This is a genomic window from Streptomyces sp. RP5T (assembly GCF_003933965.1).
Classification (GTDB): Bacteria; Actinomycetota; Actinomycetes; order Streptomycetales; family Streptomycetaceae; genus Streptomyces.
Window position 1 is genome coordinate 1 of the sequence record NZ_RSAJ01000529.1, and the last position, 5,748, is coordinate 5,748.

The following is a 5,748-nucleotide window of genomic DNA, read 5'->3' on the forward strand; positions in this document are numbered from 1 at the left end:
AACCCGGGCTCGCCTCGTTGCGGTGATGGCCAGTCACCCGTCGGTTCAGCTTCGAGCCCCCTCACCGGCCGGCAGTTCGGAAGGCGCCGGATCCCCCCGGTGCTGCGCTCCCCGCCCACACGCCGGCCGGCACGTCGACGCCGGTCGGTATGCGGCCCGCATCTTCTCCGCACCACGGTCGTTGGTAGATCAGGTCGCGGTAAGTCCGGTTGCACGGGGGAGTCGGGCGTGGAGGTCAGGGATGTGCATCACGCCTACCGTCGGCGTGTGGTCTTACGGGGTGTCGACCTGCGCCTTCGGGCCGGAACTCTGTGCGGGATCGTCGGGGAGAACGGCGCCGGCAAGTCCACGCTGCTGAAAATTCTGTCCGGCGAACTGCGGCCCACGCGTGGATCGGTCTGTCACAGCGGCCGGTTCGGCTACTGCCCACAGCATGTGGTCCTCAATGACGCGCTGACCGTCCGGCAGCACCTGACGTTCTTCCAGACGGCCTACCGCCTCACCGATGTGCGCTACACCGAAGAGATCATGGACGTGCTGGGCTTCACCGGATACGTCGATGAGCGGGCCGGGGTTCTCAGCGGCGGCACGCGGCAGAAGTTGAACGTGACGCTGGCGCTCATGCACGATCCGCAGGTCCTGTTGCTGGACGAGCCGTATCAGGGCTTCGACTGGGACACCTACCAGCGGTTCTGGGATCTCGCCGCCCGGCTGCGGGATGCGGGACGCTCGGTCCTGGTCGTCTCCCACCTCGCGTACGACACCGAGCGCCTGGACGAGCTGTGGCGCCTGGAGGGCGGAATGCTGCGCGCGGACAAGGCGGGGGCCGTCGCGTGAGGTTTCACCCGACCCGCTTCGCTGTCGCCACCCGGTTCACGCTCATCGAGCACGGCCGCAACCGGTTCGCCATGATCCTGGTGGGCCTGTTCGTCCCGGTGTGGACGACGCTGGCGTACCTGGCAATGCCCGACACCCCGGCCCGGATGCGTCTTCGGGCCACCGGAGAGACGCTGTCGCCGCACGGCAATGAACTGACCGAGATCAGCGGCGCGCTCAACGCCGTTACGCTGATCACTGGTTTCATGATGTTCGCCGCCACGTTCTCCGGCAGCGGCTTCGACCGCAGGCTGGCCATGGCCGGCTACCCCCGCGCCCACCTCGTCCTGGCCAAGGTCACCGCCCTGGCTCTGGTCTCCGCTGCGGTCGCCGCCTACGCCACCGCGGTCACCTGCCTGGCCTGGACACCCCGCCAGCCCCTCCTGCTCGCCGCCGCACTGTTCTGCGCCGGACTCACCTACGGTGCGCTCGGTGTCGGCTTCGGGTCCCTGCTGCGCCGGGAGGTCGAGGGCATGTTCGCCATCGTGATGACAAGCATCATCGACCTCGCGCTGCAGAACCCCATCACCAGTTCCGGGGCCGACAACCCGGTCATGCGCTACCTGCCCTCCTACGGGGCCATGCAGGCCAGCACAGCGGCCGGTTTCTCCACCAGCCCGGTACCCGGCTACCTGGCCATCGAGCTCACCTGGTTCGCGGCAGCCTCCCTGGTCGCGCTGGTGGGCTTCCGCCGCAGTACCCGCAGCTCCCTGCCGTTGACCGCCCGGACGCTGCCCGGGCCAGGAAGCGGCAAGGCCGGCCTTCCCACGCCGCATCCAGCTGCCACGTCATCGGCCGTGGCGTCCGACACGGAAACACACTGAGGTCCCGGTCCCTGACATGCGCGCCACAACGCGGCCCACGACGACAGACCTCGATGCGGCCACGCGAGCACGGAGGGCGCGACCCACCGCCCGCACGCTCACCGGTGAAGACCCATTCCTGCGGGCGGCGTACCGGATGTGCCGCCGCACCACACGACAGCACGATCCCGGGATCTACGCCCTCACCCAGCTGATGCCGGCCGTCCTGCGCCCAGCGTGCTGGGCCTTGTGGGCGGCTGCCAACGTCCTTGACGACCTGGCAGACGAACGAGATGCGAAGCCGGCCGAGCGCGCGGCCCGCGTCGAGGCGTGGGCCAGGGCACTGCAGCACGACCTGGCAGCGGGCACGAGCACGGATCCCGTCCGGCACGCCCTGGTGGACGCCGCCGAACGATGGTGCCTGGACCTGTCCGGCCTGCAGAGCGCCATGGCCGGAACGCGGGACGACGCCCACGGCCTGCGCTTCCCCGACTGGGCCGCGTGGCGGGCCTGGTGCAACGAGGGACTGGTGCCCTGGGTCGACCAGGTACGCCACCTCTTCGAGCAGGCCGGCGCGCCGATGACGCTGCGGCTGGACCGGCAGGCCGACTACGAACGCTTCATCGACGGCGCCCAGCTCACCGACATCCTCACCGACCTGAGTGCCGACCTCGCCCAGGGCCACCTGCTCATTCCACAGGAGGCCCTGGACTCCTTCCCCGGTGCCGAGTCGGACCTGCCCCGGGGCCACTGGAGCCCGGCCGTAGCGGCCTTGACCGCCAAGCTGACGGGCCTGGCCCGCCAATGGGTGACCCGGCCTGCCATGACGAGAGGAATGCACCCCGGCGCCGTCATCGTGTTCGACACGGCGGCAGACCTGCTGCGCGCCCAACTCGACGCCATCGACGCGGCCGGCCCCACCCTGCTCACACGCGCTCCGCGCCCCTCCGCCGTGGCCCGCACCCGCGACGCCCTCGCCGCCCAGGGCTTCGGCATCCTCACCGAGATCGACGTCACCGCCACGCTCAAGACCAAGCTCGACCACGACATGGAGGACTACGTCATCCTCGGCGCCTGCAACCCGCCCCTCGCCCACCGCGCCCTGGACACCGACCGCTCCGTCGGCCTGCTGCTGCCCTGCAACGTGGTCGTCCGCCGCGACCGCGACCACACCGTCGTCCAGGCCCTCGACCCCGGCACGATGGTCGCCCTCACCGAACTCGACGCCCTGCGCCCGGTCGCCGAGGAGGTCACCCGCCGCCTCGACGCCGCCTTCACCTCACTCACCGCGAAGGGGAACTGAGCGGACGACGAGGGCGAACACGGCAGGGGTGGTGCCTCCCGGAAGGAGGCACCACCCCTGCAACGACGCGAACCCGGGGTTGCCGAGCGCGCTCATGGGTCTTCGGTTCACCGGACGAGGGCGCGGTCGGCCCGCACGTCTCGGCCCGCAAGACCGTCGTACACTCCCAGGTCGGCGAGGTGACCTGCGACCGCGACGTGCTCACCGTCCCGGGCTGCGACATCCGGCTCGTCGTCCACACGGTGGCCGCGGGTTCCGCCGACGCGGAGAAACTGGAGTTCCTGCAGGTCACGGGCGGCGTACGCGCCGACGGCCTGCAGCCTCAGGACGAGTCCCCGTAACGGGCGGCGACCGCGGTGGCGCGCTCCCGCAGCGCGGTCCGCAGCGGTGCCGGTGTCAGGGCCTCCGCGTCCGTGCCCAGCTGCCACAGCGCCCACTCGGCGTGCCGCAGGTCCTGGAACGTCACCTCCAGCCGCAGCCAGCCGTCCTCGCCGGGTCGTTCCGCGGCGCGCAGGGCCACGGCGCTGCTCAGCAGGTCCTCGCGCCGCTCCGGGCGCACCCGTACCCGTACGGCGATGTGGTCGTCGGACAGGAAGCGCGCGCAGCGCTCCCACCAGACCTGGTCCAGATCGACCCGCTCGGACCGCTGGGCCGGTTCGGCGAGCTCCTCGGCGTCCAGGACCCGCGCAGCTGGCGCTGAGCCTCGACAACCTGGAGGCCGTGCTCGGCGAGGCCGGCATGTCCCTCGCGCACCTGGTCCGGCTCAACGTCTGCACGACGGACGTGGACCTGCTGTTGCCGCACTACGGCGTGCCGGCCGCGCGCCTGGCCGCGGCGGGGGTGGCACCGGCCACCACGATGCTCGGGGTGACCCGGCTGGCGATCCCCGGCCGGCTGGTCGAACTGGAGGGGACCGCGGCGGCCTGACCAAGCCCCTCGCGGGCCGCGGGAGACCGGGGTCACAGTGTTGTTGCGGGCAAGGTCACAGCCGTGCCCTCTGCTGCTCGTTCGGGGGTCTGGCCTAGCATCCGAGCATGACGGTCCTGCCTGACGACGGGCTCTCGCTGGCCGCCGAGTTCCCTGACGCGAACCTTGAACAGTGGCACGGCCTGGTGGCGGGTGTCCTGCGCAAGTCGGGCAAGGAAGTCTCCGGCGCGGCAGCGGAGGACGCCCTGTCCACCGCGCTCGAGGACGGGTTGCGCACCCGTCCCCTCTACACCGCGCACGACACCGCACCCGACCCCGGTCTCCCCGGCTTCGCCCCCTTCGTGCGCGGCGCCCGCGCCGAGGGGAACACCGCCGGCGGCTGGGACGTACGGCAGCGGCACGCCGTCGCCGACAACACCGCGGTGCTCACGGACCTGGAGAACGGGGTCACCTCGCTGTGGCTGGTCGCGGGCGAGGGCGGCATCCCGGTCGCCTCGCTCGGCCAGGTCCTCGACGGTGTCTACCTCGACCTGGCGCCGGTCGTCCTCGACGCGGGCGGCGCATTCGCCTCCGCCGCGGCCGAGTTGCTGCGCCTCTACGACGAGCGCGGCATCGACGCCGAGGCCGCGCGCGGCAATCTCGGCGCCGACCCGCTGGGCCACGAGGCCCGTACCGGCGAGGCGTCGGACTTCGCGCCGGTCGTCCCGCTCGCGCGCCGGTGCGCCGAGGAGTACCCGGGGCTGCGGGCCCTGACCGTGGACGCGTTGCCGTACCACGAGGCCGGCGGTTCGGCCGCGCAGGAGCTGGGGGCGTCGATCGCCACCGGTGTCGCCTATCTGCGCGGACTGACCGAGGCCGGACTCGGTGTCGAACAGGCCTGCGCGCAGCTGGAGTTCCGGTACGCGGCGACGGCCGACCAGTTCCTCACGATCGCCAAGCTGCGCGCCGCGCGCCGGCTGTGGGCGCGGGTCGCGGAGGTGTGCGGGGCGCCGGGCGCCGGGGCGCAGGCGCAGCACGCCGTGGTGTCGCCGGTGATGATGACCCGCCGCGACCCGTGGGTGAACATGCTGCGCGCGACGATCGCCACCCTGGCCGCCGGGGTCGGCGGCGCGGAGGCCGTCACCGTGCTGCCCTTCGACCACGCGCTCGGTCTGCCGGACGCCTTCGCGCGCCGCATCGCCCGCAACACCTCGACGATCCTGGTCGAGGAGTCGCATCTGTCCCGGGTGATCGACCCGGCGGGCGGTTCCTGGTACGTGGAGCGGCTGACCGACGAACTCGCCGAGGCCGCCTGGCGGTTCTTCCGGACGATCGAACGCGACGGCGGCCAGGCGGCCGTGCTGCGCTCGGGCCGCATCCGCACCGATCTGGCGACGACGTGGGCACAGCGCTCCAAGAAGCTCTCCACCCGGCGCGAACCCATCACCGGCGTCAGCGAGTTCCCGCACCTCGACGAGAAGCCCGTGGAGCGCGCCCCGGCCCCCGAGCCCCGCACCGGCGGCCTGCCCCGCGTGCGGCGCGACGAGGCGTACGAGGAGCTGCGCGCCCGCTCCGACGCCCATCTCGCGGCCACCGGGTCCCGGCCCCGCGTCCACCTCACCGCGCTCGGCCCGGCCGCCGCCCACACCGCCCGGCTGACCTTCGCCGCCAACCTCTTCCAGGCCGGCGGCATCGAGCCCGTCACCGGGGGCACCTTCGAGGAGAGCGGCGCCACCGAGGCCTGCCTGTGCTCCAGCGACGCGCTGTACGAGGAGCAGGCCGACGACGTCGTCCGGACGCTCAGGTCGGCGGGCGCGCGGCATGTGTTCCTCGCCGGGCGGCCCGGGCCGTACGAGGGCG

At 72.5% G+C, this 5,748-nt stretch carries 5 protein-coding genes and 3 pseudogenes; 7 read left to right on the forward strand and 1 reads right to left on the reverse strand.

Translation table 11 applies throughout. The features are described 5' to 3' along the window. The first annotated feature begins 228 nt into the window (after positions 1-228). The 5 genes and pseudogenes from EHS43_RS35430 (at position 229) to EHS43_RS49040 (ending at position 3,323) form a co-directional block, all read left to right on the forward strand. On the forward strand, positions 229-837 hold the full coding sequence (locus EHS43_RS35430) for an ATP-binding cassette domain-containing protein (RefSeq protein WP_125194731.1): 609 nt from the start codon (positions 229-231) through the stop codon (positions 835-837). Next, on the forward strand, positions 834-1,700 hold the full coding sequence (locus tag EHS43_RS35435; protein WP_125194732.1) for an ABC transporter permease: 867 nt from the start codon (positions 834-836) through the stop codon (positions 1,698-1,700). The genes EHS43_RS35430 and EHS43_RS35435 overlap by 4 nt, the downstream gene beginning before the upstream one ends. A 193-nt stretch (positions 1,701-1,893) precedes the next feature. Beyond that, a pseudogene (locus tag EHS43_RS48325) lies at positions 1,894-2,556 on the forward strand (squalene/phytoene synthase family protein); the annotation flags it as partial. A gap of 45 nt (positions 2,557-2,601) precedes the next feature. After that, a complete protein-coding gene (locus tag EHS43_RS48330) occupies positions 2,602-2,982 on the forward strand; it encodes a DUF302 domain-containing protein (RefSeq protein WP_260470858.1) in 381 nt (126 codons plus the stop codon). A gap of 179 nt (positions 2,983-3,161) precedes the next feature. Continuing rightward, the gene (locus EHS43_RS49040) at positions 3,162-3,323 is read left to right on the forward strand and encodes a hypothetical protein (RefSeq protein WP_369009064.1); all 162 of its coding nucleotides are present in this window, start codon (positions 3,162-3,164) and stop codon (positions 3,321-3,323) included. Here EHS43_RS49040 and EHS43_RS35450 read toward each other — a convergent pair. Then, positions 3,305-3,670 (reverse strand): annotated as a pseudogene (locus tag EHS43_RS35450) (WYL domain-containing protein); the annotation flags it as partial. The gene EHS43_RS49040 and the pseudogene EHS43_RS35450 overlap by 19 nt on opposite strands. On the opposite strand from EHS43_RS35450, the pseudogene EHS43_RS35455 reads away from it, so the two are divergent. Continuing rightward, positions 3,667-3,909: pseudogene (locus tag EHS43_RS35455) on the forward strand (RidA family protein); the annotation flags it as partial. The pseudogenes EHS43_RS35450 and EHS43_RS35455 sit on opposite strands and share 4 nt — an antisense overlap. A gap of 107 nt (positions 3,910-4,016) precedes the next feature. Continuing rightward, positions 4,017-5,748: methylmalonyl-CoA mutase subunit beta (locus EHS43_RS35460; protein WP_125194734.1), on the forward strand; the 1,732-nt coding region annotated here is incomplete at its 3' end.